At 72.4% G+C, this 25,248-nt stretch carries 19 protein-coding genes; 10 read left to right on the top strand and 9 right to left on the bottom strand.

Annotated elements, in window-relative coordinates; translation table 11 throughout:
* Positions 1-14: 14 nt before the first annotated feature.
* The 6 genes from ABD361_RS06145 to ABD361_RS06120 all read left to right on the top strand — a co-directional run bounded on the left by ABD361_RS06145 (position 15) and on the right by ABD361_RS06120 (position 9,831).
* Entirely contained in the window at positions 15-1,511 is a 1,497-nt protein-coding gene (locus ABD361_RS06145; protein ID WP_344433733.1) for a 3' terminal RNA ribose 2'-O-methyltransferase Hen1, read from the top strand.
* On the top strand, positions 1,508-4,108 hold the full coding sequence (locus tag ABD361_RS06140) for a polynucleotide kinase-phosphatase (protein ID WP_344433732.1): 2,601 nt from the start codon (positions 1,508-1,510) through the stop codon (positions 4,106-4,108). The genes ABD361_RS06145 and ABD361_RS06140 overlap by 4 nt, the downstream gene beginning before the upstream one ends.
* Positions 4,109-4,291: 183 nt before the next feature.
* Complete coding sequence (locus tag ABD361_RS06135; RefSeq protein WP_344433731.1) at positions 4,292-5,524, top strand: arginine deiminase; 1,233 nt, start codon at positions 4,292-4,294, stop codon at positions 5,522-5,524.
* Positions 5,525-5,635: 111 nt separating this feature from the next.
* Entirely contained in the window at positions 5,636-6,637 is a 1,002-nt protein-coding gene (argF, locus tag ABD361_RS06130) for an ornithine carbamoyltransferase (RefSeq protein ID WP_344433730.1), read from the top strand.
* Between the two features lie 102 nt (positions 6,638-6,739).
* Entirely contained in the window at positions 6,740-7,567 is an 828-nt protein-coding gene (locus ABD361_RS06125) for an enoyl-CoA hydratase family protein (protein WP_344433729.1), read from the top strand.
* Positions 7,564-9,831, top strand: coding sequence for a bifunctional salicylyl-CoA 5-hydroxylase/oxidoreductase (locus ABD361_RS06120; RefSeq protein ID WP_344433727.1), 2,268 nt, complete (start codon positions 7,564-7,566; stop codon positions 9,829-9,831). The genes ABD361_RS06125 and ABD361_RS06120 overlap by 4 nt, the downstream gene beginning before the upstream one ends.
* Positions 9,832-9,921: 90 nt before the next feature.
* Here the strand turns inward: ABD361_RS06120 and ABD361_RS06115 are convergent, their stop codons facing one another.
* Entirely contained in the window at positions 9,922-10,770 is an 849-nt protein-coding gene (locus ABD361_RS06115) for a PaaX family transcriptional regulator (RefSeq protein WP_344433726.1), read from the bottom strand.
* Positions 10,767-12,419: an AMP-binding protein gene (locus ABD361_RS06110; protein WP_344433725.1), complete on the bottom strand. Its 1,653-nt coding sequence runs from the start codon at positions 12,417-12,419 to the stop codon at positions 10,767-10,769. The genes ABD361_RS06115 and ABD361_RS06110 overlap by 4 nt, the downstream gene beginning before the upstream one ends.
* Before the next feature lie 163 nt (positions 12,420-12,582).
* Here ABD361_RS06110 and ABD361_RS06105 point away from each other — a divergent pair, with 163 nt between their 5' ends.
* The 3 genes from ABD361_RS06105 (at position 12,583) to ABD361_RS06095 (ending at position 14,863) form a co-directional block, all read left to right on the top strand.
* The gene (locus ABD361_RS06105) at positions 12,583-13,707 is read left to right on the top strand and encodes an acyl-CoA dehydrogenase family protein (RefSeq protein WP_344433724.1); all 1,125 of its coding nucleotides are present in this window, start codon (positions 12,583-12,585) and stop codon (positions 13,705-13,707) included.
* Positions 13,704-14,108 (top strand): RidA family protein, encoded by a 405-nt coding sequence (locus ABD361_RS06100; RefSeq protein ID WP_344433722.1) that lies wholly within the window; start codon positions 13,704-13,706, stop codon positions 14,106-14,108. Before ABD361_RS06105 ends, ABD361_RS06100 begins: the two co-directional genes overlap by 4 nt.
* Positions 14,109-14,191: 83 nt before the next feature.
* The gene (locus ABD361_RS06095) at positions 14,192-14,863 is read left to right on the top strand and encodes a TetR/AcrR family transcriptional regulator (RefSeq protein ID WP_344433721.1); all 672 of its coding nucleotides are present in this window, start codon (positions 14,192-14,194) and stop codon (positions 14,861-14,863) included.
* Positions 14,864-14,886: 23 nt separating this feature from the next.
* Here the strand turns inward: ABD361_RS06095 and ABD361_RS06090 are convergent, their stop codons facing one another.
* The 3 genes from ABD361_RS06090 to ABD361_RS06080 all read right to left on the bottom strand — a co-directional run bounded on the left by ABD361_RS06090 (position 14,887) and on the right by ABD361_RS06080 (position 19,142).
* Complete coding sequence (locus ABD361_RS06090; protein ID WP_344433719.1) at positions 14,887-16,110, bottom strand: FAD-dependent oxidoreductase; 1,224 nt, start codon at positions 16,108-16,110, stop codon at positions 14,887-14,889.
* A gap of 227 nt (positions 16,111-16,337) precedes the next feature.
* The gene (locus tag ABD361_RS06085) at positions 16,338-17,867 is read right to left on the bottom strand and encodes a helix-turn-helix domain-containing protein (protein WP_344433718.1); all 1,530 of its coding nucleotides are present in this window, start codon (positions 17,865-17,867) and stop codon (positions 16,338-16,340) included.
* 213 nt (positions 17,868-18,080) lie between these two features.
* Complete coding sequence (locus tag ABD361_RS06080; RefSeq protein WP_344433717.1) at positions 18,081-19,142, bottom strand: methyltransferase; 1,062 nt, start codon at positions 19,140-19,142, stop codon at positions 18,081-18,083.
* Between the two features lie 306 nt (positions 19,143-19,448).
* Between ABD361_RS06080 and acnA the strand changes: the two genes are divergently transcribed.
* A complete protein-coding gene (acnA, locus tag ABD361_RS06075; protein WP_344433715.1) occupies positions 19,449-22,163 on the top strand; it encodes an aconitate hydratase AcnA in 2,715 nt (904 codons plus the stop codon).
* Between the two features lie 65 nt (positions 22,164-22,228).
* Here the strand turns inward: acnA and ABD361_RS06070 are convergent, their stop codons facing one another.
* The 4 genes from ABD361_RS06070 to ABD361_RS06055 all read right to left on the bottom strand — a co-directional run bounded on the left by ABD361_RS06070 (position 22,229) and on the right by ABD361_RS06055 (position 25,232).
* Positions 22,229-22,432 (bottom strand): DUF397 domain-containing protein, encoded by a 204-nt coding sequence (locus tag ABD361_RS06070; RefSeq protein WP_344433714.1) that lies wholly within the window; start codon positions 22,430-22,432, stop codon positions 22,229-22,231.
* Entirely contained in the window at positions 22,416-23,261 is an 846-nt protein-coding gene (locus ABD361_RS06065; protein ID WP_344433713.1) for a helix-turn-helix domain-containing protein, read from the bottom strand. The genes ABD361_RS06070 and ABD361_RS06065 overlap by 17 nt, the downstream gene beginning before the upstream one ends.
* A gap of 84 nt (positions 23,262-23,345) precedes the next feature.
* Positions 23,346-24,218 (bottom strand): FG-GAP repeat domain-containing protein, encoded by an 873-nt coding sequence (locus ABD361_RS06060; protein ID WP_344433712.1) that lies wholly within the window; start codon positions 24,216-24,218, stop codon positions 23,346-23,348.
* A 126-nt stretch (positions 24,219-24,344) separates the two neighbouring features.
* Positions 24,345-25,232, bottom strand: coding sequence for an FG-GAP-like repeat-containing protein (locus tag ABD361_RS06055; RefSeq protein ID WP_344433710.1), 888 nt, complete (start codon positions 25,230-25,232; stop codon positions 24,345-24,347).
* Positions 25,233-25,248: the final 16 nt, after the last annotated feature.

The raw sequence follows: 25,248 nt of genomic DNA, 5'->3' as shown, positions 1-25,248 counted from the left end.
GGATAATCGAGCGCGTGTTCCTGACGATCAGTACCACCGGTACGCCCGACCAGCCCGCGACCGACCTCGGCTTCCTGCTGCACAAGCACCCCGGCAAGGCGCAGCAGTTCTCCACCTCCCACGGCACCGCCCACGTCCTGTACCCCGAGGCGGACGACGAGCGCTGCACGGCGGCCCTGCTGCTGGAGGTCGATCCCGTGGCGCTGGTCCGGCGCGGCAGGGCCGCGTCCCGGCACGGCCGCGGCGGCGCCCCCGACGCGGCCCTGGCGCAGTACGTCAACGACCGGCCCTACGCCGCCTCCTCGCTGCTCGCCGTCGCCATCGGCAGCGTCTTCTCCAGCGCCGTCAAGGGACAGTGCGCCGCCCGCCCCGAGCTGCCCGGCCGCACCCTGCCGCTGCGCATCGCGGTGCCCGCCCTGCCCGCCCGCGGCGGCGCGGAGCTCGTCCAGCGGCTGTTCGCCCCCCTGGGCTGGACCGTCACCGCCACCCCCGTGGCCCTGGACGAGCGCTTCCCCGAGTGGGGCGCATCGCGCTACGTCTCCCTCGTCCTCCAGGGCGAGCAGCGACTGTCCGACGCCCTGCGCCACCTCTACGTCCTGCTGCCGGTGCTCGACGACGCCAAGCACTACTGGGTCGCCCCCGACGAGGTGGACAAGCTGCTGCGCCTGGGGGAGGGCTGGCTGACCGGCCACCCCGAGCAGGGGCTGATCACCAGCCGCTACCTCGCCCGCCGCCGGTCCCTGACCCGCGACGCCCTCGACCGGCTGGCCCTCGCCCGGCTCGCCGAGGCCGACGACACCCGGGCCGAGGAGCTCGACAACGCCGTGGACGAGAGCGCCGACACCGACGAGCGGCCCGTGCCGCTGGCCGTCCGGCGCCGCGCGGCCATCACCGACGCCCTGCGCCGCGCCGGCGCGGCCCGGGTGCTCGACCTCGGCTGCGGCCAGGGCCAGCTCGTCGGCGACCTGCTGAAGGACCCGCGCTTCACCGAGATCGTCGGCCTCGACGTCTCGATGCGCGCCCTGCAGGAGGCCTCCCGCCGGCTGCGCACGGAGCGCATGACCGAGCGCCAGGCCGCCCGCGTCACCCTGCTGCAGGGCTCCCTCGCCTACACCGACCGCCGCCTGACCGGCTACGACGCGGCCGTGCTCAGCGAGGTGATCGAGCACGTCGACCCGCCGCGGCTGCCGGCCCTGGAGCACGCCGTCTTCGGCGCCGCCCGCCCCGCCACCGTCGTGGTCACCACGCCCAACGCGGAGTACAACGTCCGCTGGGAGACGCTGCCGGCCGGGCACGTGCGCCACCACGACCACCGCTTCGAGTGGAACCGCAAGGAGTTCCGCGACTGGGCGGCCCGGGTGGCCGAGCGCCACGGCTACGACGTCGCCTTCGAGCCCATAGGCCCCGACGACCCGGAGGTCGGACCGCCGACCCAGATGGCCGTCTTCCGTAAGCACTCCACCGCCACCACCGCCCCGACCCCCACCGCGAAGCAGGCGAAGACCGCATGACCGACACCAGCACCACCCCGCCGGCCTCCGCCGCGCCGCGCACGCCCCTGGCCGTGCCCGACCTGTCGCTCGTTGTCCTCGTCGGCGCCACCGGCTCCGGCAAGTCCACCTTCGCCGCCCGCCACTTCAAGCCCACCGAGACGGTTTCCAGCGACTTCTGCCGCGGCCTGGTCAGCGACGACGAGAACGACCAGAGCGCCAGCAAGGACGCCTTCGACGTCCTGCACTACATCGTCGGCAAGCGCCTGGCCGCGGGCCGGCTGACCGTCGTCGACGCCACCAACGTCCAGTCCGACGCCCGCAAGCAGCTCGTGGCGCTGGCCCGTGAGCACGACGTGCTGCCCGTCGCCATCGTCCTCGACATGCCCGAGGAGGTCTGCGCCGAGCGCAACGCCGCCCGCCCCGACCGTGCCGGCCTGCCCCGCCGCGTCATCCAGCGCCACCAGCGCGAGCTGCGCCGCTCGCTGCGCCACCTGGAGCGCGAGGGCTTCCGCAGGGTGCACGTCCTGCGCGGCACCGCCGCGGCCGAGGCCGCCGAGGTCGTCCGCGAGCGCCGCTTCAACGACCTGCGCCACCTGACCGGCCCCTTCGACATCATCGGCGACATCCACGGCTGCCGCTCCGAGCTGGAGGCCCTGCTCACTGCCCTCGGCTACGGTCTCGTCCGCGACGCGGCCGGCCGCCCGGTGGACGCCGTCCACCCCGAGGGCCGCACCGTCGTCTTCGTCGGCGACCTCGTCGACCGCGGCCCCGACAGCCCCGGCGTGCTGCGCCTGGCCATGGGCATGGTCGACGCCGGCCACGCCCTGTGCGTCCCGGGCAACCACGAGAACAAGCTCGGTCGTTACCTCGGCGGGCGCCAGGTCAAGGTCGCGCACGGCCTGGCCGAGACCATCGAGCAGCTGGAGCGCGAGGACGGGCGGGACCCGGCCTTCCGCGAGCGGGTGCGCGCCTTCATCGACTCGCTGGTCAGCCACTACGTCCTCGACGGCGGCGCGCTCGTCGTCTGCCACGCCGGCCTGCCCGAGAAGTACCACGGCCGCACCTCCGGCCGCGTCCGCTCCCACGCCCTGTACGGCGACACCACCGGCGAGACCGACGAGTTCGGCCTGCCCGTGCGCTACCCGTGGGCGGAGGACTATCGCGGCCGCGCCGCGGTCGTCTACGGCCACACCCCCACCCCGACGGCCACCTGGCTCAACAACACCATCTGCCTGGACACCGGTGCCGTCTTCGGCGGCCGGCTGACCGCGCTGCGCTGGCCGGAGCGCGAGCTGGTGGACGTGCCCGCCGAGCAGGTCTGGTACGAGCCGGTGCGCCCCCTGGCGTCCGAGGCCCCCGGCGGGGCCGACGGCCGCCCGCTGGACCTCGCCGACGTCGCCGGCCGCCGCGTCGTGGAGACCCGGCACCTGGGCCGCATCGCCGTGAAGGAGGAGAACGCCGCCGCTGCCCTGGAAGTCATGAGCCGTTTCGCGGTCGACCCGCGGGCGCTGGTGTACCTGCCGCCCACCATGGCACCCTGCGCCACCTCGAAGGAGGAGGGCTACCTGGAGCACCCCGCAGAGGCGTTCGCCGCCTACCGCGCCGACGGCGTACGGCAGGTGGTGTGCGAGGAGAAGCACATGGGCTCGCGCGCCGTGGTGCTGCTGTGCCGCGACGCCGACGCCGCCCACGAGCGCTTCGGCACCCACCCCGGCGTGCCCGGCGCCGTGTACACCCGCACGGGCCGGCCGTTCTTCGACGACACGGCCGTGACCGCCCGGCTCCTGGAACGGCTCGGCCGGTGCGCCGAGGACACCGGGCTGTGGGAGGAGCTGCAGACGGACTGGCTGCTGCTGGACGCCGAGCTCATGCCCTGGTCCCTCAAGGCCCAGGGACTGCTGCGCAGCCAGTACGCGGCCGTGGGCGCCGCCTCCGGCGCCGTCCTGCCCGAGGTGGTCGCCGCCCTGGAGGCCACCGCCGCCCGCGGCGTCGACGTCACCGGCCTCCTCGGCCGCCAGCGCGAGCGCGCCGCCGACGCGGCCGCCTTCACCGAGGCGTACCGCCGCTACTGCTGGACGGTCGCCGGCCCCGGCGACATCCGGCTGGCGCCGTTCCAGATCCTGGCGGCCCAGGGCCGCACCCTGGCCACCCTCCCGCACGACGAGCAGCTGGCCCTGATCGACCGGCTCGTCGCGCAGGACCCCCTGCTCCACCCGACGCGCCGCATCGTCGTCGACACGCACGACGAGGAGTCCGTCGCCGCCGGCACGCGCTGGTGGCTGGAGCTGACCGCGGAAGGCGGCGAAGGCATGGTCGTCAAGCCGCTCGGGGCGTACGTGCGCACCCCGGACGGCAAGCTCGTCCGGCCGGGCATCAAGTGCCGCGGCCGGGAGTACCTGCGGATCATCTACGGCCCGGAGTACACCCGCCCGGAGAACCTCTCCCGGCTGCGGATACGCCACCTGGGCCACAAGCGGTCGCTGGCCCTGCGCGAGTACGCCCTGGGCCTGGAGGCCCTGGACCGCCTCGCCACCGGCGAACCGCTGTGGCGCGTCCACGAGGCGGTCTTCGCCATCCTGGCCCTGGAATCGGAGCCGGTGGACCCGCGCCTGTAGCCCCTCAAACGGCGGGCGGGGGGGTTCGCCCCGCCCGGCGTTTGAGGACACCGGGCGAAGCCCGGTCCGGGGGTCCGGGGGCTTGCCCCCGGGAAACGGTGAAAGGGCGGGGCGGGGGACAGCGCCGCAGGCTCACCCCAGTGGCATCGCGTGAACCGGCCCCCCACGGGCCAGGATGGAAGGATGGGATTCCACGTCGATTCCGAGGCCGGCCGCCTGCACCGCGTCATCCTGCACCGCCCCGACCTGGAGCTGAAGCGCCTGACCCCGTCCAACAAGGACGCCCTTCTCTTCGACGACCTGCTGTGGGTGCGCCGCGCCCGCGCCGAGCACGACGGTTTCGCCGACGTGCTGCGCGAGCGCGGCGTGGAGGTGCATCTGTTCCAGGACCTGCTGGAGGAGAGCCTGCGCCTGCCGGCGGCCCGGGGCCTGGTGCTGCAGCGGGTGTTCCACGAGAGGGAGTACGGTCCGCTGGCCACGGATCATCTGCGGGCCGCGTTCGAGGGGATGCCGGCGGGGGAGCTGGCGTCGTGGCTGATCGGTGGCATGACGAAGCGGGAGTTCCTGGAGCGGCATCCGGAGCCGGTCTCGGTGCGCTTCCATGTGATGGATCTGGACGATTTCCTGCTCAATCCGTTGCCGAACCATCTGTTCACCCGGGACACCTCGGCCTGGGTGTACGACGGGGTGTGCATCAACGCGATGCGCTGGCCCGCGCGTTGGCACGAGACGGTGCACTACGAGGCGGTGTACCGGCATCATCCGCTCTTCGCTCAGGGCGGCTTCCACGTGTGGAGCGAGGGCCAGTCGGCGTACCCGTCGACGATCGAGGGCGGGGACGTGCTGGTGATCGGCAATGGGGCGGTGCTGATAGGGATGAGCGAGCGCACCACGCCGCAGGCGGTGGAGATGCTCGCCCACCGGTTGTTCTCCACGGGTTCGGCCCGCACGATCGTGGCCCTGGACATGCCGAAGGCGCGGGCGTTCATGCACCTGGACACGGTGATGACGATGGTGGACGGGGACACGTTCACCCAGTACGCGGGGCTGGGGACGCTGCGTTCGTACACGATCGAGCCGGGCGCGGCGGCCGGTGAGCTCAAGGTCACCGATCATCCGCCGGAGCACATGCACCGGGCGATCGCGGCGGCCCTGGGTCTGGACGGCATCCGGGTGCTCACCGCCCGGCAGGACGTGCACGCGGCCGAGCGCGAGCAGTGGGACGACGGCTGCAACGTGCTGGCGATAGAGCCGGGGGTGGTCGTCGCCTACGAGCGCAACGTGACCACCAATACGCATCTGCGCAAGCACGGCATCGAGGTGATCACGATTCCGGGGAGCGAGCTGGGTCGTGGTCGCGGTGGGCCGCGCTGTATGAGTTGTCCGGTGGAGCGGGATCCGGTGCCGGGACTTTAGGGGCCCGGCGGTACCGGGGGGCTGTCACCAGGGGAGGGTCTGCATAATAATGTGGAACGTTGAATATGTTTTCCATTGTGCCTTGTGCGCCGACGAACCGGGAGCCCCACCATGGCGACTGACCTCAAGGGCCGCCATCTCCTCAAGGAGACGGACCTCACCGCCGAAGAGTTCCACAGCCTGATCGAACTGGCCGCCGAGCTGAAGGCCGCCAGGCGGGCGGGCACCGAGGAGCGCCGGCTCGTGGGCCGCAACATCGCGCTGATCTTCGAGAAGACCTCCACCCGGACCCGCTGCGCCTTCGAGGTCGCCGCCGCCGACCAGGGCGCCCACACCACGTACCTCGATCCGGCGGGCTCCCAGGTCGGGCACAAGGAGTCGGTCCGCGACACCGCCCGGGTGCTGGGCCGGCTGTACGACGCCATCCAGTACCGGGGGCACGGCCAGGACGCCGTCGAGGAACTGGCCGCCTACGCCGGCGTCCCCGTCTACAACGGGCTCACCGACGAGTGGCACCCCACCCAGATGCTGGCCGACGTGCTGACCATGAGCGAGCACACCGCCAAGCCGCTGGAGCACGTCGCCTACGCCTACCTCGGCGACGCCCGCTACAACATGGGCAACTCCTACCTCGTCACCGGCGCCCTGCTCGGCATGGACGTACGGATCGTGGCCCCGGAGGACCTGTGGCCCGCCCCCGAGGTGGTGGCCCAGGCCCGCCGGCTCGCCGAGGCCAGCGGCGCCCGCATCACGCTGACCGCCGACGTCGCCGAGGGCGTGCGCGGCGCGGACTTCGTCGCCACCGACGTGTGGGTCTCGATGGGCGAGCCCAAGGAGGTCTGGGACGCGCGCATCGCCCTGCTCACCCCGTACGCGGTCACCATGGACGTGCTGCGGGCCACCGGCAACAAGGCCGTGAAGTTCCTGCACTGCCTGCCCGCCTTCCACGACCTGGGCACCTCGGTCGCCCGCGAGATCCACGAGCGGCACGGCCTGACCTCCCTCGAAGTGACCGACGAGGTCTTCGAGTCGGTCCACTCGCTGGTCTTCGAGCAGGCCGAGAACCGGATGCACACCATCAAGGCGGTGCTGGTGGCCACCCTCGGCCGCTGAGGAGGACCGCCGAGGGCTATCGCGGAGTCGTGACGGCGGTCACAAAGCGGTGATAGCTTCACCGGGCAGGCACCAGCCCCCCGGCTGAAGGAGGCCGTGCACATGAGTCCGTTCACCGGCTCCGCGTCCCGCACCCAGGAATGGCGGCACCTGCGCCTGTCCGTCGACGCCGGCGTCGCCACCGTCACCCTCGACCGGCCCGGCAGGCTCAACGCGCTGACCTTCGGCGCCTACGCCGACCTGCGCGACCTGGTGCCCGAACTCGCCCGCGACGGCTCCGTACGGGCCCTGGTGCTCGGCGGCGAGGGGCGCGGCTTCTGCTCCGGCGGTGACGTCGACGACATCATCGGCGCCACGCTGGGCATGGACACCGGCCGCCTACTGGAGTTCAACCGCATGACCGGCCAGGTGGTCAGGGCGCTGCGGGAGTGCCCGTTCCCCGTGGTCGCCGCCGTGCACGGGGTGGCCGCCGGGGCCGGCGCCGTCCTCGCCCTCGCCGCCGACTTCCGCATCGCCGACCCCACCGCCCGCTTCGTCTTCCTCTTCACCAAGGTCGGCCTGTCCGGCGGCGACATGGGCGCCGCCTACCTGCTGCCCCGCGTCGTCGGCCTCGGCCACGCCACCCGCCTGCTCATGCTCGGCGAGCCCGTCGCCGCCCCCGAGGCCGAGCGCATCGGCCTGGTCAGCCGGCTGGTCGAGGAGGGCGGCGCCGACACCGCCGCCCGTACCCTCGCCCGGCACCTGGCCACGGGTCCCGCCCTCGCCCACGCCCAGACCAAGGCCCTGCTGACCGCCGAACTCGACATGCCGCTCGCCGCCTCCCTCGAACTGGACGCCGCCACCCAGGCGCTGCTGATGACCGGCGCCGACTACGCCGAGTTCCACGCGGCCTTCCGCGCGAAGCGCCCGCCGGAGTGGCAGGGGCGGTGACCGCCGTGCCCGCGGTCACCGCCGCCCGCATCGCCGTCATCGGCGGCGGCCCCGGCGGCCTGTACGCCGCCGTCCTCCTCAAACGCCTCGCCCCCGACCGCGAGGTCACGGTCTGGGAGCGCAACGCCCCCGACGACACCTTCGGCTTCGGCGTCGTCCTCTCCGACGAGACCCTCGGCGGCATCGGCAGCGCCGACCCGGACGTCCACGCGGCCCTCGCCCGGGAGATGGTGCGCTGGGACGCCATCGACGTCGTCCACCGCGGCCGCACCCTCACCTGCGGCGGCCACGGCTTCGCCGCCCTCGGCCGCCACCGGCTGCTGCACCTGCTGCACGAGCGCTGCCGCGCCCTCGGCGTGACGCTGCGCTTTCGCACCCCGGCCCCGCCGGCCGCCGAACTCGCCCGCACGCACGACCTCGTCATCGCCGCCGACGGCGTCAACAGCCGCACTCGCGACGCCCACCGGGCACACTTCCGCCCCACCGTCACCACGCACCGCTGCCGCTACATCTGGCTCGCCGCCGACCTGGCGCTCGACGCCTTCCGCTTCGAGATCGCCGAGACCCCCCACGGGGTCATGCAACTGCACGCCTACCCCTACTCCCGCACCGCCGGCACCGTCATCGTCGAAATGCGCGAAGAGGTCTGGCGGCGCGCCGGCCTCGACCGCTGCGACGAGAAGAGCGCCCTCGACCAGTGCGCCGACCGCTTCGCCGCCACGCTCCGCGGCAGCCCCCTGCGCACCAACCACTCCGCCTGGACCGCCTTCCGCACCGTCGTGAACGCCCACTGGTCCCACGGCAACGTCGTCCTGCTCGGCGACGCGGCCCACACCGCCCACTTCTCCATCGGCTCCGGCACCAAGCTCGCCGTCGAGGACGCCGTCGCCCTCGCCGCCCACCTCGACCGCGCCCCCGACGTGCCCACGGCGCTGGCCGCCTACGAGGCCGAACGGCGCCCGGTCGTCGCCTCCACCCAGCGCGCCGCCCGCGCCAGCATGGAATGGTTCGAGAACCTCGCCGTCCACACCGGCGGCCCCCCGCACCGGTTCGCCTTCGACCTCCTCACCCGCAGCCGCCGCGTCACCCACGACAACCTCCGCCTGCGCGATGCCGCCTTCGTCGCCGCCGTCGAGGACGAGGTCGGCGTCCCGCCCGGCACGCCCCCGATGTTCACCCCCTTCCGGCTGCGCGGCCTGACCTTGCGCAACCGCGTCGTCGTCTCCCCGATGGACATGTACTGCGCCACCGACGGCACCCCCGGCGACTTCCACCTCGTCCACCTCGGCGCCCGGGCGCTCGGGGGAGCGGGCCTGGTGATGACCGAAATGGTCTGCGTCAGCCCCACCGGCCGCATCACCCCCGGCTGCACCGGGATGTACACGCCCGAACACGAGCGCGCCTGGGCCCGCATCACCGCATTCGTCCACGACCGGGCCCCCGGCACCGCCCTCGGCATCCAGCTCGGCCACTCCGGCCGCAAGGGCTCCACCCGCCTGATGTGGGAGGGCATCGACCAGCCCCTTCCCCACGGCAACTGGCCCCTCGTCGCCGCCTCGCCGCTGCCCTACCGGCCCGGCGTCAACCAGACCCCGCACGCCCTGACCGCGAGCGGCCTCGCGGAAATACGGCAGCAGTTCGTACGCTCCGCCGAGGCCGCCGCCCGCGCCGGCTTCGACCTCCTCGAACTGCACTGCGCCCACGGCTACCTGCTCTCCGGCTTCCTCTCCCCCCTCACCAACCACCGCGACGACGCCTACGGCGGCGACCTGGCGGGCCGGCTGCGCTACCCCCTGGAGGTCTTCGACGCCGTCCGCGCCGCCTGGCCAGCCGACCGGCCCATGACGGTGCGCATCTCCGCCACGGACTGGGCCGAGGGCGGCACCACCGCCGACGACGCGGTCGCCGTCGCCCGCGCCTTCGCCGCCCACGGGGCCGACGCCATCGACGTCTCGACGGGACAGGTCGTCCCCGACGAACGCCCGGACTTCGGCCGCTCGTACCAGACGCCGTACGCGGACCGCATCCGCAAGGAGGCGGGCGTCGCGGTGATCGCGGTCGGCGCCATCTCGTCGTGGGACGACGTCAACTCCCTGATCCTGGCGGGCCGGGCCGACCTGTGCGCCCTGGGCCGCCCCCACCTGTACGACCCCCACTGGACCCTGCACGCGGCGGCGGACCAGTCCTACACGGGCCCGGGCGCCCCCTGGCCCACCCCCTACCAGGCCGGCAGCCGCAAACCCCCAACGGGCCGCCGTGCGTGAGCCAGGCGCCGCCGGTTTGTGGGCAGGCGTTCCGCAGGGCGGAACGGGTGGGCACAAACCCGCCCACCGGCCCGCACCGGACCGCGCAGCTCAGCCCGCCGCAGGTGCACCCGCCATCACCGGCGCGACATACCGCGCCCCCGCATCCCGCAACCGCGCATGCAGCGCCCCGAACACCCGCGCCGCCCGCCCCCCGGGCCACTCCGGCGGCAGCAGCGCCACCGGCAGCCCCGGATCCGCGTACGGCAGCCGCCGCCACGAGTCGAGCGCCAGCAGGTAGTCGCGGTAGGCCTCCTCCGGGCGCGGCACGGCCTTGCGCCGCCCCCACCGCCGCAGCACCGGTTCGTGGGCGTCCAGGAACGCCCGGTGCTGTGCGGCGAGCGCTTCCAGGTCCCACCACCGGGCCACCGCCTCCGCCGTCGGCTCGAACCCCAGGTGGTGGCCGCGGAAGAGGTCCACGTACGCGTCCAGCCCCAGCCGCTGCAGCGTGTGCCGGGTCTCGTCGTGGACGTGGGCGGGGGCGATCCACACGCCGGGGGCGGCGGTGCCGAAGCCGAGCCGGGCCAGGCGGGAGCGCAGGAGGTGTCGTCTGTGGCGTTCCTCCTCGGGCACGGAGAAGACGGCCAGCAGCCACCCCTGTCCGGCGCGGGCCGTGGGGTGCCCGTAGATGCGCCGGTCGCCGTCCTCCAGCAGTTGCCGCCCGGCTTCGGACAGGCCGTAGCCGGCGGCGCCGCCGGCCGTGCGGTCGGCGACGAGCAGTCCGCGCCGCTTGAGCCGGGAGACGGCCGAGCGGACGGACGGCGAGTCGACGCCGACCGCGGCGAGCAGCCGGATGAGGGCGGCGATGGGCACGGGCCCGGCGGGGGCGCCGCCGGTGCCGCGTCCGTACGCGCCGTAGAAGGTGACGATGAGGGACCGAGGGGTGTGCTGGTCAGTCACGGGGAAACTGTAAAGGGCCCGGCGGGCCCCGAACGCAGCCGGAAACGCTGCAACTTGCCCGTGGGCGTGCGCGGCAGCGCGTCGAGGAACACGATCTCGCGAGGGCACTTGTAGGGAACGATCTCCTTTTTGGTGAACTCGCGCAGCGCGGTGACGGTCTCCGGTCCGCGCGGCACGCCCTCCCGCAGCACGACGTGCGCGACGACGACCTGGCCGCGCTCGGCGTCGGGCCGTCCCACGACGGCGGCCTCCAGGACGTCCGGGTGGCGCAGCAGCGCCTCCTCGACCTCGGGCCCGGCGATGTTGTACCCGGCCGAGACGATCATGTCGTCGGCGCGGGCCACGTAGTGGAAGTAGCCGTCGGCGTCGCGGACGTAGGTGTCGCCGGTGAGGTTCCAGCCGTCGCGCACGTACGCGCGCTGCCGTTCGTCGGCCAGGTAGCGGCAGCCGGTGGGGCCGCGCACGGCCAGCAGCCCGGGCCGGCCGTCGGGCACGTCGGCGCCGTCGGGGCCGACGACGCGGGCCTCGTAGCCGGGTACGGGCAGGCCGGTGGCGCCGGGGCGGATGCGCTCGTCGGCGGCGGAGATGAAGATGTGCAGCATCTCGGTGGCGCCGATGCCGTTGATCAGGTCCAGCCCGGTCGCGCGCCGCCAGTCGTGCCAGAGGGCGGCGGGCAGGTGCTCGCCGGCGGAGACGCATCTGCGCAGCGAGGAGACGTCGTGGCCGTCGAGGGCGCCGAGCATGGCGCGGTAGGCCGTGGGGGCGGTGAACAGGACGGAGACGCGGTGGCGCCCGATGTCGGCCAGCAGTTTCCGGGGGCCGCCCCAGTCGGTCAGCAGGGTGCGGGCGCCGGCGCGCAAGGGGAAGACGAGCAGTCCGCCGAGTCCGTAGGTGAAGCCCAGCGGCGGGCTGCCGGCGAAGACGTCGTCGGCGCGCGGGCGCAGCACGTGGGCCGAGAAGGTGTCGGCGATGGCCAGGACGTCGCGGTGGAAGTGCACGCAGCCCTTGGGCCGGCCGGTGGTGCCGGAGGTGAAGGCGATGAGCGCCACGTCGTCGGCGGAGGTGGCGAGGGCGGTGTGGGCGGCGGGCTTGCGCGCGGCCAGCCGCAGCAGGTCGTCGTCGGCGCCGGAGCCGTACAGCGTCGTCCTCAACTGCGGTATGCCGGCGGCCAGCAGGTCGTCGGCGGAGCGGGCGTCGCACAGCGCGTGCCGTACTCGGGCGAGCCGGCAGATGGTGGCCAGTTCGTGCGGGCGCTGGGCGGCCAGGACGGTGACCGCCACCGCGCCGGCCCTGAGCACCGCCAGCCAGCAGGCGGCCAGCCAGGGCGTGGTGGGGCCGCGCAGCAGCACCCGGTTGCCGGGCACGACGCCGAGGTCGTCGGTCAGCACGTGGGCGATGCGGTTCGCGTGCGCGCGCAGCAGTCCGTACGACCACACCGTGCCGGCGCCGCTCACGGTGGCGGCACGGTGGGCGCCGAGCCGGCCGATCGTGCCGTCCAGCAGCTCGGCCGCGCAGTTGAGGCGGTCGGGGTAGGGGAGCGGGGCGGCCCCGGGGCCGTCGCCGGCGCTGCGCAGCAGCGGCCACTGGTCGGCCGGGGGAAGGTGCTCGCGCGGAAAGGTGTCGATGTGGGCCGACGGCTTGAGCTCCATCGCGGATGTGCCCCCTCGCGCCGGAGGATTGGGAGGTGGACGGGGTCCTGAGGGGAGGTGGACGGGGGGTCTTGCCAGCGCCGTGGATCCACTGTCAGCGTAACGAGTCGGTGACGGCAGTCAACGGAGCGCGATAAGCCGCGTGGGAGAAGGGTGGGGTCGGATGGGCACACCGTTCACACTCGACGAGCAACAGCGCAAGTGGTGTGCCGAGGTGCGCCGGGTCGCCGCCGGCTCCTTGCGCCCCCTCGCCCGCGCCGGCACACCCGGCCGTGTCAACCGGCCCCTGCTCGCCGCCCTCGCCGAACACGGCCTCATCGCCCGGGCCCTGCCCGCCCACGGCCCCGTACGCGCCATGGACCTCGTCCTGCTGCGCGCGTCCCTGGCCCGCGAGTGCACCGAGGCCGAGACCGCCCTGGCCCTGCAGGCCCTGGGCATCCACCCCGTCCTGCGCGCCGGCACCGACGCCCAGCGCTCCCGCTGGCTGCCCGAGGTGGTCGCCGGCCGCGCCGTCGCGGCCTTCGCGCTCAGCGAGCCCGGCGCGGGCTCCGACGCCGCCGCCCTCGCCCTGCACGCCGCACCCGACGGCGACGGCTGGCGCCTGACCGGCGAGAAGTGCTGGATCTCCAACGCCCCCGAGGCCGACGTCCACACCGTCTTCGCCCGCACCGGCCCCGGGGCCGGTGCCCGCGGCGTCACCGCCTTCCTCGTCCCCGGCGACCGGCCCGGACTGGGCGGCGACCACCTCGACATGCTCGCCCCCCACCCCCTGGGCACGCTCACCTTCGACGGCGTACGCGTCGGCCCGCAGGACGTCGTCGGCGACGTGGGCGGCGGCTTCCGCATCGCCATGGCCACTTTGGACCTCTTCCGGCCCAGCGTCGGCGCCTTCGCCGTCGGCATGGCCCGCGCCGCGCTGGACGCGGCCCTCGCCCACGCCGCGGAGCGCCGGGCCTTCGGCGGGCCGCTGAAGGACCTGCAGGCCGTCTCCCACACCCTCGCCGAGATGGCCACCCGCACCGAGGCGGCCGCCCTCCTCGTCCTCGCGGCCGCCGCCGCGTACGACGCGGGCGAGCCCGGCGTCGCCCGCCGCTCCGCCATGGCCAAGCTCTTCGCCACCGAGACCGCCCAGTACGTCGTCGACGCGGCCGTGCAGATCCACGGGGCCCGCGCCCTGCGCCGCGGCCACCTCCTGGAGCACCTCTACCGCGAGGTGCGGGCACCGCGCGTGTACGAGGGGGCCACCGAGGTGCAGCGCACGATCATCGCGAAGGAGCTCTTCCGGTGAGCGGCGGCATCGAGCGCATCGACCCGGCAGGGCTGAGCCCGGCGCGCGGTTTCAGCCACGCGGTCGTGGCCACCGGCTCCCGCCTGGTCCTCCTGGCCGGCCAGACCGCCCTGGACGCCGGCGGCCGGATCGTGCCCGGCGACCTGGTGGCGCAGTTCGAGACGGCCCTGGCCAACCTGACGACCGCCCTGCGCGCCGCCGGCGGCGCGCCGCACCACCTGGCCCGGGTCACCGTCTACGCCACCGACGTCGCCGCCTACCGGGCGCGCTCCCGCGAACTGGGCGCCGTCTGGCGGCGCCTGGCCGGCCGCCACTACCCGGCCATGGCCGTCGTGGGCGTGGTGCGGCTGTGGGACGCCGAGGCGCTGGTGGAGCTCGACGGCCTCGCGGTCCTGCCGTGACGGTGGACCGGTGTACGGTGAGGAGCCGGCCGGCGGACCGGCCCGAGCGGACAGTACGGGGAACAGGGAGAGGTGGCGCTTCGATGGCTCCCCGGCGCGGCGCCGAAGCGGGCAGCGGCACGCCCACGGACACCGGCACGAAGACCGGCACGGACACCGGCACGCCGACCTTCACCGAACAGGCCCGGCGCCGCCAGATCATCGAGTGCACCATCGACCTGATCTCCACGCGCGGCTACCCCGCCACCTCCCTGGCGGCGATCGCCAAGGAGGCCGGCATCTCCAAGGCCGCCGTCCTCTACCACTTCTCCTCGAAGGACAACCTCACCCAGGCGACGTTCCAGCACGTGCTGGAGCGGTTCCGCGCCCACGTCACCGAGCGCGTCGAGCGCGAGAGCGACCCGCGGGCCGCGCTCGTCGCCTACGTCCGGGCGATGATCGGTTACCAGCAGGCCAACCGCCGCCACGTGCGCGTCATCACCGAGTTGCTGCTCGACGACAAGGGCGGCACCGAGTTGAAGACGCCCGGCTCCCACGACACCCACGGCCGCTGGCAGCACCTGGCCGGGCTGCTGGAAGCCGGCCGGCAGGCCGGCCGGCTGCGGGTGTCCGACACCCGCACCACGGCACTGGCCATCGGCGGCGCCATCGACAACGTCGTCTCGCACTGGCTCGTCCACCCCGACTACGACCTCGACGCCGCCGCCGACGAGCTCGTGACCTTCACCCTCGGCGCGGTCGGCGCCCGGGACTGACCCGGGCCGCCGCCGCAGCAGCATCAGCGCCGGGCGAAGTCCGGGGCGCGCTCGGGCCGCAGCCCCACCCCGCCGACGTACCCCAGCAGCGAGGGCAGCCCCGGCACGCGCCGCATCATCCGCAGCGGCACCGGCAGCCGGTCCGGGTCCAGCCCGGTCGTCAGGGCCGGGCGCAGCACCGCCTCGTGCTCGCTCACCTGTGCCTTCTGCACCGCCGCCGCGGGCATCAGCCGGCGCTTCTGCACCCGGGCCAGATCGCGTACGTCCACCCTCCCGGTGCGCAGCGGCCCCGCGAGGATCCGCGCGGCCGCGACCGCGTCCTGCACGGCGAGGTTGACGCCGACCCCGCCGGTGGGCGACATGATGTGCGCCGCGTCCCCGATGCACAGCAGCCCCGGCCGGTACCACTGCCGCAACCGTCCCATCGTCACCTCCAGCAGCTTGACGTCGTCCCACGAGGTGACCGCCTCCGTCACCTCCGGCCCCCAGCCGAAGAGTTCGCCGAGCCGGTCGCGGAACCACTGCACGCCCTGGGCGCGCAGCTGTGCGTCCGTACCCTTGGGGATGAGGTAGGAGGTCTGGTAGTACTCCCCGCGGTCCATCGTCGCCGCGAACTGGCGGCCTTCGGACCGCATGAAGATCCGTCCGTCCCGGGCACTGCCGGGCTGTGCGGGCACGCGCACCTGCCAGAGGTCCATGGGCACGTCGACGTACTCGGGCCGCAGCCCCGCGGCCTCGCGCACCAGCGAGTCCCGCCCGTCACAGGCGACGACGAGCGCCGCCGCGAGCTCCCCGGGCTCCCCGTGCTCGTCGGTGTACCGCACACCGGTCACCCGCCCGCCCTCGGTGAGCAGCCCGGTCACGGCGCTGCTCATGCGCAACGTGAACGAGGGCTCCTCGGCGGCGGCCTCGGCGAGCAGATCGAGGAAGTCCCACTGCGGAACCATCGCGATGTAGTTGCGCGGGCCGGGGATGCGCCGGAAGTCGCTGAGCGTCAGGGCGGTACCGCCGATGTGCATCCGCACCTCGCCCAGCCGGGTGGCGGGCAGCCGGTCGAACCGCTCGCCCAGCCCGAGTTCGTCCAGCAGCCGCAGGGTGGACGGGTGGACGGTGTCCCCCCGGAAGTCGCGCAGGAAGTCCTTGTGCTTCTCCAGCACGGTCACCCCGACCCCGGCCCGCGCGAGCAACAACCCCAGCATCACCCCGGCCGGCCCACCGCCCACGACGGCGCACGTCGTGCGTTCCATGTCCCGCCCCTCCCGTTGCGTCTGACCGCACGGTCAATTGTCTGACCGATCGGTCAGGAGTGTACGCACGCCCCTCCCGGAAACGCCAACGGCCCCCGTGCCCGGGGCGATGAACCCGGGGCGCGGGGGCCGCTTCAGTTTCTGTTGTCAGTCGGTGACGTCGACGGCGTAACCGCGTGCGAGCCCGTCCAGGCCGTGGTCGTGGATACGTCGCTTCGGACGGTCCCTCAGATGTCGCGGAAGGTCTCGATCTGGGCGCCCACGGAGTTCAGGCGCTCGGCCAGGTCCTCGTAGCCGCGGTTGATGACGTAGACGTTGCGCAGCACCGAGGTGCCCTCGGCGGCCATCATCGCCAGCAGGACCACCACGGCCGGCCGCAGCGCGGGCGGGCACATCATCTCGGCGGAACGCCAGCGGGTGGGGCCCTCCACCAGGACCCGGTGCGGGTCGAGGAGCTTGACGTCCGCACCGAGGCGGTTGAGGTCGGTGAGGTAGATGGCGCGGTTGTCGTAGACCCAGTCGTGAATGAGGGTCTGGCCCTGGGCGGAGGCGGCGATGGCCGCGAAGAACGGGACGTTGTCGATGTTCAGGCCCGGGAACGGCATCGGGTGGATCTTGTCGATCGGCGCCCGCAGCTTCGACGGCCGCACCGTGAGGTCCAGCAGCCGCGTACGGCCGTTGTCCGCCCGGTACTCGGCGCTGCGCTCGTGGTCCAGGCCCATCTCCTCGAGCACCGCCAGCTCGATCTCCATGAACTCGATCGGCACCCGGCGGATCGTCAGCTCCGACTCGGTCACCACGGCCGCGGCCAGCAGGCTCATGGCCTCCACCGGGTCCTCGGAGGGCGCGTAGTCCACGTCGCGGTCGATGGTGGCCACGCCGTGCACCGTGAGCGTCGTGGTGCCCACGCCCTCCACCCGTACGCCCAGCTCCTCCAGGAAGAAGCACAGGTCCTGGACCATGTAGTTGGAGCTGGCGTTGCGGATGACGGTCACGCCGTCGTGCCGGGCGGCGGCCAGCAGGGCGTTCTCGGTCACGGTGTCGCCGCGCTCGGTCAGCACGATGGCCCGCACGGGGGCGACGGAACGATCCACCTGCGCGTGGTACATGCCGTCCGTGGCCGTGATCTCCAGCCCGAAGTGGCGCAGCGCCGTCAGGTGGGGCTGGACGGTACGGGTGCCCAGGTCGCAGCCGCCCGCGTAGGGGATCTTGAACAGGTCCATCCGGTGCAGCAGCGGCCCCAGGAACATGATCACACTACGGGTGCGCCGCGCCGCCTCCAGATCCATGGCGGCCAGGTCCAGCTCGGCCGGCGGCACGATCTCCAGGTCGTTGCCGTCGTTGATCCAGCGGTGGCGCACGCCGATGCTGCCGAGCACTTCGAGGATCCGGTAGACCTCCTCGATCCGCGCCACGCGCCGCAGCGTCGTGCGGCCGGCGTTCAGGAGCGTCGCGCACAGCAGGGCCACACAGGCGTTCTTGCTGGTCTTGACGTCGATGGCCCCGGACAGCCGGCGCCCGCCGACCACCCGCAGATGCATCGGCCCCGCGTACCCGAGCGAGACGATCTCGCTGTCGAGCGCCTCACCGATACGGGCGATCATATCAAGGCTGATGTTCTGATTTCCCCGCTCAATGCGGTTCACAGCACTCTGGCTGGTGCCGAGAGCGTCCGCAAGCTGCGACTGAGTCCAGCCACGGTGCTGGCGGGCATCGCGGATGAGCTTGCCGATGCGGCCGAGGTAGGCGTCTGTCATAAGCAGACCGTATCTCAGATATGAGATTTGTGCCGCGCACGCCATGGGTCCTCCACCCCTTCTTCGGCTATCCGGAGGCAGGGGAAGGAATGCGCGGAAGACGGCAGGGTTTGCGAAGACGTGGCGAGGGGGGCTCCCGCCCGGCGGGCCCTGCCCGGCCGCGTCGGCCGGCGGGGCCGGGCCCGCCGGCTGCAGGGACCGGGGCCGGCCCGGTCAGTTCGGCGCCGCCTCCACCAGGGAGAAGCCGATGTGCGGCGGGAGGGGGACGACGTCCGTGACCGTCAGGCCCGCGGCCGCGCACAGCTGGTCGAAGTCGGCCCGGGTGCGTTCGCGGCCGCCCACGAGGACCTGCATCTGCAGGTCCTTCAGGTACGGGTCGAGTTCCGCGGCGTCGTCCGGAGCCGCCCGGTCCGGCAGGACCACCTCGACGATCAGCACCCGGCCGTGCGCCGGCATGGCGGCGCGGCAGTTGCGCAGGATGGTGGTGGCGTCTTCGTCGTCCCAGTTGTGCAGGACGCTCTTGATGAGGAACAGGTCGGCGCCCTGCGGCAGGCTCGCCAGGAAGTCGCCGGTGGCGACCGTGGCCCGGCCGTCGAGGCCGGCGGCCTTGAAGGTGTCCGCGGCCTGGGCCGCGCCCTCGACGGTTTCGAACACCACCCCCTTGAGTGCCGGGTGGTGGGCGAGGACGGCGGCCAGGAGCGTTCCGTCGCCGCCGCCGACGTCCATGACCGTGCGGAACCGGCCGAAGTCGTACGCCCCGGGCAGCGTCTGCGCCGTGCGGTGGGTCTCCTGGCTCATGGCCGCGTTGAAGACGGCCGACAGTTCCGGCTCCCCGGCCAGGTACTGGTACAGCGGTACGCCGAAGTGCTCCTCGAAGGCCGTGCGACCGCTGCGCAGGCTGGACTCCAGCCGGGTCCACGGCTGCAGCGTCTGCGGCGCGGTGTGGAAGCGCGCGAAGTCGTACAGCGAGTCGGGGTGGTCCTTGCGCAGCAGCGCGCCGGCCGGGGCGAGCGCGAAGGTGCCGGGGGAGGGCTCCGTACACAGCCCGAGGCTCGCCAGGGCCCGCAGCAGGCGGGTCATCTGCCGTGGTGGGAAGCCGTGCCTGCGGCCGAGGTCCTCGGCCCGTGCCGTGCCGTCGCCGATGGCGTCGGGAAGGCCCAGTCTCACGGCCAGGGCCACCGTCTCGGTGGCGCGTGCGCCGAAGACCCACTGCATGATCGCGCGGCGGCCGTCGTGTTCCGGGCCTGCGGTGCCTAAGCCTGCGGATTCCGTCATGCCTGTTCTCTCCTCTTCTGGAAGAGTCCGGTCCGGATTGCTGCTTGATCCTCTCCGCGGGCGCGAGCCGGAGTCAACCGGAAGAAAGGCCCGTAAATGGGGCGTCGCGCCCCGCACGGCCCATCCGGGCATGACCGCGAGGCCGCCATGTACTAGAGTTATCTCGACATCGAGATATTTGCCGAGAGGCGTACCGCTGACGCTCCAGTAAGGCGAGCCTAACTAAGGCTCACCTTAGCGGATCAGCGCGGCGTGTGAGCGGCAGGATGGCCGCAGTACGCGATTTCATGCATGAAGGAGACTGTCGTGTCGGCGAACAGCTTCGACGCCCGCAGCACGCTGCAGGTGGGCGACGAGTCGTACGAGATCTTCCGGCTGGACAAGGTCGAGGGCTCCGCGCGCCTTCCCTACAGCCTGAAGGTGCTGCTGGAGAACCTGCTCCGCACCGAGGACGGCGCGAACATCACCGCCGACCACATCCGCGCGCTCGGCGGCTGGGACTCCCAGGCCCAGCCGAGCCAGGAGATCCAGTTCACGCCGGCCCGCGTGATCATGCAGGACTTCACCGGCGTCCCCTGCGTCGTCGACCTCGCCACCATGCGCGAGGCCGTCAAGGAGCTCGGCGGCGACCCGGCGAAGATCAACCCGCTGGCCCCGGCCGAGCTGGTCATCGACCACTCCGTCATCGCCGACAAGTTCGGCACCCCGGACGCCTTCGGCCAGAACGTCGAGCTGGAGTACGGCCGCAACAAGGAGCGCTACCAGTTCCTGCGCTGGGGCCAGACCGCCTTCGACGAGTTCAAGGTCGTCCCCCCGGGCACCGGCATCGTCCACCAGGTCAACATCGAGCACTTGGCCCGCGTCGTCATGGTCCGTGACGGCAAGGCCTACCCCGACACCCTGGTCGGCACCGACTCGCACACCACCATGGTCAACGGCCTCGGCGTCCTCGGCTGGGGCGTCGGCGGCATCGAGGCCGAGGCCGCCATGCTCGGCCAGCCGGTCTCCATGCTCATCCCGCGCGTCGTCGGCTTCAAGCTCACCGGCGAGCTGCCCACCGGCACCACCGCCACCGACCTCGTCCTCACGATCACCGAGATGCTGCGCAAGCACGGCGTCGTCGGCAAGTTCGTCGAGTTCTACGGCGAGGGCGTCGCCGCCACCTCGCTGGCCAACCGCGCCACCATCGGCAACATGTCGCCCGAGTTCGGCTCCACCGCCGCGATCTTCCCGATCGACGACGAGACGCTGAACTACCTGCGCCTGACCGGCCGCTCCGAGCAGCAGGTCGCGCTCGTCGAGGCGTACGCCAAGGAGCAGGGCCTGTGGCTCGACCCGGCCGCCGAGCCCGACTTCTCCGAGAAGCTGGAGCTCGACCTGTCCACGGTCGTCCCCTCCATCTCCGGCCCCAAGCGCCCGCAGGACCGCATCGTCCTGGCCGAGGCCGCCTCCCAGTTCGAGCGTGACGTCCTCAACTACGTCTCCGACGGCGACGAGGCGGGCGAGGAGTCCTTCCCGGCCTCCGACGCCCCGGCCGCCACCAGCGGTGCCCCGTCCCGCCCGACCACGGTCACCGCCCCCGACGGCTCGACCTACGAGATCGACCACGGCGCCGTCACCGTCGCCGCGATCACCTCCTGCACCAACACCTCGAACCCCTACGTCATGGTCGCCGCCGCGCTCGTGGCCAAGAAGGCGGTCGAGAAGGGCCTGTCCCGCAAGCCGTGGGTCAAGACCACCCTGGCGCCGGGCTCCAAGGTCGTCATGGACTACTACGACAAGGCCGGCCTGACCCCGTACCTCGACAAGATGGGCTTCAACCTCGTCGGGTACGGCTGCACCACCTGCATCGGCAACTCCGGCCCGCTGCCGGAGGAGGTCTCCAAGGCCGTCAACGAGCACGACCTCGCCGTCACCTCGGTCCTCTCCGGCAACCGCAACTTCGAGGGCCGGATCAACCCCGACGTCAAGATGAACTACCTGGCGTCCCCGCCGCTCGTCGTCGCCTACGCGATCGCCGGCTCGATGAAGGTCGACATCACCCGCGACGCCATCGGCACCGACACCGAGGGCAACCCCGTCTTCCTCAAGGACATCTGGCCGACCGAGGCCGAGGTCAACGAGGTCGTCGCCAGCGCCATCGGCGAGGACATGTTCTCCAAGTCCTACTCCGACGTCTTCGCCGGCGACGCCCAGTGGCAGGCCCTGCCGATCCCGACCGGCAACACCTTCGAGTGGGACGCCGAGTCCACCTACGTCCGCAAGCCCCCGTACTTCGAGGGCATGACCATGGACCCGGCCCCGGTCACCGACATCACCGGCGCCCGCGTCCTGGCCAAGCTGGGCGACTCGGTCACCACCGACCACATCTCCCCGGCCGGCGCCATCAAGGCCGACACCCCGGCCGGCAAGTACCTCACGGAGCACGGCGTCGAGCGCCGCGACTTCAACAGCTACGGCTCCCGCCGCGGCAACCACGAGGTCATGATCCGCGGTACGTTCGCCAACATCCGCCTGCGCAACCAGATCGCGCCGGGCACCGAGGGCGGCTACACCCGCGACTTCACCCAGCCCGACGCGCCGGTGTCGTTCATCTACGACGCCTCCCGCAACTACATCGAGCAGGGCATCCCCCTGGTCGTCCTCGCCGGCAAGGAGTACGGCTCCGGCTCCTCCCGCGACTGGGCCGCCAAGGGCACCGCGCTGCTCGGCGTCAAGGCCGTCATCGCCGAGTCCTACGAGCGCATCCACCGCTCCAACCTCATCGGCATGGGCGTCCTGCCCCTGCAGTTCCCCGAGGGCGCCTCGGCCGAGTCCCTCGGCCTGACCGGCGAGGAGACCTTCTCCTTCACCGGCGTCACCGAGCTCAACGAGGGCCGCACGCCGCGCACGGTCAAGGTCACCACCGACACGGGCGTGGAGTTCGACGCGGTCGTCCGCATCGACACCCCCGGCGAGGCGGACTACTACCGCAACGGCGGCATCATGCAGTACGTGCTGCGCTCGCTGATCCGCAAGTAAGCAGTACCGCTGACGCGGCGAGCATGCTGTGAGGGCCGCACCCCGTTCCGTACGGGGTGCGGCCCTCACATGTTGTGCTTGACGGCGCGGACGAAGGCGGCCCAGGCGCCGGCCGGGAAGACGAGGGCCGGGCCCTCGGGGGCGGTCTTGCTGTCGCGGACGGGTACGGTGCCGGGGATGCCGTCGGCGACCTCCAGGCACATGCCGTTATCCCCGTTGCTGTGGGACGACTTGCGCCAGCCCGTGGTTAAGTCAGGTGTGGTGCTCATACAGCGCCCAGTCCTTCGCCGCCGACTCGACCAGGGCGAGGGACGCCTCCGGCGACATTGCGGCAGCCCTGGCCAGATCGTATGCCGAGTGAAACTGTGCGACCAGTGCCGGCTCGTCGATGAGTTGGCCCGTGTAGGCCGTCTCCGTGTAGACGACGGCGGGAGCGTCTCGGAAGCCCATCAACGCAAGGCTCGTGCCCAGGAACGGATGGGGCCCTGCGGTGAACGGCATCACCTGAACGACGATGTTCGGTCGGTCCGCGGTCGCTTCGGCAAGGTGGGTGAGCTGCGCGCTCATGGTGGCTGGATTGCCGACCGGCAGACGGAGCGCGGCCTCGTGAACGATGATCCACAGTACGGGAGTGCTCGGGCTGTCGAGCAGCTGCACGCGTTCCATCCGATTGCGCACGTAGTCGTCCACGACCTGCTTCGGCGCAAAGCGTTGTGCAGCCCGGATGACGGCGCGCGCGTAGGCCTCCGTTTGCAGCCAGCCCGGCACGACCATGGGCGCGTACTCGCTGATCGTCGTCGCCTGCTGTTCCAGCTCCGCCGCGTCGGCGAAATAATCGGCGACCTTCGTCCGGCGTGCCAGCCGGCACAGCCGCTGAAGGTGCTCACCGCTGCCCAGTACCTCGTCCAGCAGCTTCGACAGCTCCAGCTGCGGCCGTCTGATCGCACTCTCGAACTGGCCGATGTACGAACCGGAGCAGAAGACGCGCTCACCGAGCCGCTCCTGCGTCAGGCCGGCCTCCTCGCGCAGGCGGCGCAGTTCGGATCCGTAGAAGGCGCGGGCGTCACTGAACGGGTCCATGCCGGTGGGCTTGCTCATCCCACGCAGCGTAGTGCGGAAGTACCGGTCGGTGAGGCGAGTTGGGGGTCGCGCACTCGAAAGGAGGCGCGACCCCCGGCAGGCTCAGAACAGGTTGACGAACTGGTCCCAGCCGCCGCCGATGCGCGTGCGGTTGGCGAACGGGTCCGTCTCGTTGCCGTTGCCCCGGTAGAGCCACAGGACGCCGGACTTGTCGCGGGCCAGCAGGTCGCTGCGGCCGTCGCCGTCGACGTCACCGGTGGCGACGAGGGCGTTGTAGATGTTCCAGCCGCCGCCGACCTTCACGCGGCTCTCGAACGGGTCGTTGGTGTTGCCGGTGCCCTTGTAGAACCACAGGTTGCCACTGCGGTCCTTGGCCAGAATGTCCGTCCGGCCGTCGTCGTTCAGGTCACCGCGGCCGACGATGTCGGTGTACTGGTCCCAGCCGCCGCCGACGCGGACGCGGTCGGTGAGCGTGCCGTCGGGGTAGGCCAGGTAGACCCACAGCACGCCGTCGCGGTCGCGCGCGAGGAGGTCGGGCTCCTTGGCGCCGCCGAGGTTGCCGGGGTTGAAGATGCGGTCGTAGATGTTCCAGCCGCCGCCGATCCGGGTGTGGACCACGTCTGCCTCGGTTTTGCCCCCCACAGTGAGGTGCAGCACGCCGTCGAGCGTGCGGAAGTAGTGGCTGTCCTGCCAGCCGTCCTGGTTGAGGTCGGCCTGCGTGACGGCGGTGATGTACCGCCAGTTGTCCGTCTCCTTCTTGGGGTCCTTGAACCCGCCGTGACCGTCGCGCCAGTAGCTGTAGAGCTCACCGTTGCTCTTGGCGGCCATCAGCGGGAAGACCGGGGACTCCGCCCGCGCCTCACCGGGCGCGGCCGCGGCGGTTCCGGCGGTGGTGCCGACCACCGCGGCGGCTATGGCAGCGGTGACCAGACGCGAGAGCGTGCGTCTGTGCCTGCGGCCGGGACTCTTGGTCATGGTGCGTACTCCTTCTGTGAGTTGGTTTCAGGATCTTTGCACACGGGTCCGACAAGACGGAGGGCCACACCCCGTCAGGAGTGCGGCCCAGGCGTTCCGTCCGTCGGTACCGGGATCGGACCGGGATCAGAACAGGTCGTTGTACTGGCCCCAGCCGGGCCCGATCTTCACGCGGCTCTCGAAGGGGTCGGTCTGCTTGCCGTTGCCCTTGTACAGCCACAGCACGCCGGCCTTGTCGCGGGCGAGCAGGTCGCTGCGGCCGTCCAGGTTCACGTCACCGGTGGCGACGAGCTTGTCGAAGATGTTCCATCCGCCGCCGACCTTGACGCGGCTGGCGAAGGGGTCGTTCGTGTTGCCGGTGCCCTTGTAGAACCACAGGTCGCCGTTGCGGTCGCGGGCGAGCATGTCGGCTTTGCCGTCGCCGTTGAGGTCGCCCTTGCCGACGATGTCGGTGTAGGTGTCCCAGCCGCCGCCGACGCGGATGCGGTCGCCGAGCGTGCCGTCGGTGCGCGCCAGGTAGAGCCAGAGCACGCCCGACTTGTCCCGGGCGAGGAGGTCGGCCTCCTTGGTACCGCCGAGGTTGCCGGGGGACAGGAGGCGGTCGTAGATGTTCCAGCCGCTGCCGATCCGGACGGGCTCGGGGTCGTCCGTGTCGCTCTTGGCGGCGGGAACGTAGTGCATCGTGCCGTCGGGCGAGCGGAAGTAGGCGCTGTCGTAGTACCCGTTCTGGGCGTGGTCGACGTTCACCAGGGCGGTGACGTCCCGCGAGTCGGCGTCGGCGACCCGCTCACGGTCCCCGAAGCCGCCCTGGCCGTCGGGCCCGTAGACGAAGACCTCACCGGTCGACTTCGTCGCGTACAGCGGGAAGAGCGGTGCGGCGGGCGTCGGACGGTAGTCCGGCGAGGGGGCTGCCTGGGCGGTGCCCGCCAGGACGCCCGTGAGAGCCGCGGCTATCGCCGCGACAGTGAGACGCGAGAGGGCGCGTCCGCCCTTACGGCCGGAGGTGTGGGCCACGTAGTGCTCCTGAAAG

The sequence above is a fragment of the Streptomyces luteosporeus genome (assembly GCF_039532865.1).
Taxonomy (GTDB): domain Bacteria; phylum Actinomycetota; class Actinomycetes; order Streptomycetales; family Streptomycetaceae; genus Streptomyces; species Streptomyces luteosporeus.
The sequence above is the reverse complement of the archived record's forward strand: the minus strand, read 5'-3'. Positions and strand labels throughout refer to the sequence as shown.